The sequence below is a fragment of the Pseudoalteromonas sp. TAE56 genome (assembly GCF_000497955.1).
In the GTDB taxonomy this organism is placed as follows: domain Bacteria; phylum Pseudomonadota; class Gammaproteobacteria; order Enterobacterales; family Alteromonadaceae; genus Pseudoalteromonas.
The window spans coordinates 1-1,968 of sequence record NZ_AUTN01000015.1 but is presented as its reverse complement, the minus strand read 5'-3'; the positions used below and the strand labels follow the sequence as shown (position 1 = coordinate 1,968).

General features: G+C 36.5%; 2 protein-coding genes. Both read left to right on the top strand.

The annotated features are described in order from the left end of the window. Nucleotides 1–1,592, top strand: a 1,592-nt coding sequence (locus L656_RS0100455; RefSeq protein WP_024597761.1) for an EAL domain-containing protein, incomplete at its 5' end; no start/stop codon positions are given. 21 nt (nt 1,593–1,613) lie between these two features. After that, nucleotides 1,614–1,968: hypothetical protein (locus L656_RS0100450; RefSeq protein WP_024597760.1), on the top strand; the 355-nt coding region annotated here is incomplete at its 3' end.

Below are 1,968 nucleotides of genomic sequence, written 5' to 3'. Positions count from 1 at the left end.
GAACCCTTGAAGTAACAAGCCATGTTGGGCAATCGTATTTAACGCTATGGGAACATACTAAACGCAGCTTTTATGGTTCTTTATTATTATTGGTAGCCTCGCTTGCAGTAGCATATTTAATACTACGTGCAGTGTTTAAACCTTTAAAAGCAGTAGAAAACCAAGCACACTTGGTTACGCGTAAACGCTTTACATTAAACGACGAAATACCAGTTGCACGCGAGCTACGTACTGTAACTAAAGCCATTAACAATATGGTAATGAACTTACAAAGCACCTTTGACTCTTTAACAAAGCAAACACAAGCACTTACCGATGAAGTATATGTAGACTCACTCACAGGGCTAGGTAACCGCCGTTCGTTTGAGAACCACTTTAACTCAGTGGTTGACGCCATTACTAGCGATACTCCAATCACTGCAATGATGGTGACTCTCCCCTCACTTGCTAATATTAACCAAACTGTAAGTTACCAAGATGGTGACGAGCACGTACATGATGTAAGCGTTACTTTGCAAAATATGTTTGGTGCTTTAACTAACTCTAAAATATTTAGACTTAACGGGAGTACTTTTATTGCTTTAGTCCCATTAGATATGCAATTTTTAAATAGAACACGCCTCGATATAAATGATGCTTTTAGTAAAAAGAAAAACAGCTTACATGTGAATGGTTTTGCTAACTTAGCGTTAGTAAGTGTTGATAAAGGCTCATCTATCGGGGGTGTACTTTCAGCCCTTGATACTGGTTGTACTATTGGCGATTCGGCTGTAAATAAAGTAGATAAAAGTACTTTGTTTAGTGTTAAAGAGTGGCGTTCGCTTATTCAGTCAATTATTGCTACTGGTGAAGTTAGTTTTTCGGTGCAACCAGTTAAACGCACTAACTCACAAAACAAGCAGTGCTACTTTGAGGTGTTTGCTCATTTTACGCATGAAGGCGAAAAGGTTAATAATGGCCATTTATTTGCTATGGCCGAAAAGCTTAACTTAACCGAAGAGTTAGACAAAAAAATAATTCGTAACTTTGTAAACGTTAAAGAGCAACACCCAGACGATACATTTGCGTTAAATATTAGTAAGGCTTCGTTGTATTCAACTGACTTTATTGAATGGCTTACTCTTTATGCACACACTAAACCAATTATTAAAACAAACTTGATTTTTGAATTGCATGAAATTAGCTTACTTTACAACGTACATGTTGCCTCTTTACATATAGATACAATAAAAGATATTGGCATAAATGTGTGTGTTGAACACTTTGGTACTAGTTTAACCTCGTTTAGATACTTACAAGGGTTAGACATTGAATATATAAAAATAGATGGTAGCTATATTCAAGACTTATTAGATAACACTCAAAGCCAATTTTTTATTCAAACAGTTAATAATATTTGTCATGGCTTTGGTATTAAAGTTTTAGCTTGTTTGATTGAAAAACCTGAAACTTTAAAGGTACTTGAAAGTTTAGGTTGCGATGGCGTGCAGGGTAATTTAATAATGCCGCCAACCAAAATAATAAAAACTAGTGATAATGGCGTAAATAAAGAGTTTACTTTTTGCACCGATGCGCTAAAATTTTGTAATTAATACTCTACCAAGGGACAAGAGATGAAATCATTTATATTAGCCGGCTTAATAGCAGGTGCATCTTCACTTACAGTTTTACCAAGTTATGCACAAACGGATACTGATGCAGTAGTACAAACTGAAGGCATGACTAATTTAGTCAACGTTTTAAATAGCGCAACCACAGAAACAGCTCCAGATCAGCTAAAGGCAGATTTAGTAGCAGCTATTAATGGCGTATGTACAAATTGTACTGCTGCTCAAGTTGATTCTATGATGAATGTAGTTGTTGATGCTGTGGGTGCCGATAGCCCACTTATTGCTGATTTTTTAGCTGCACTTGTAGCTGCTGGCGTTGACAGCGATACTGTTACACTTGCTGCTATTACAGCTGGCG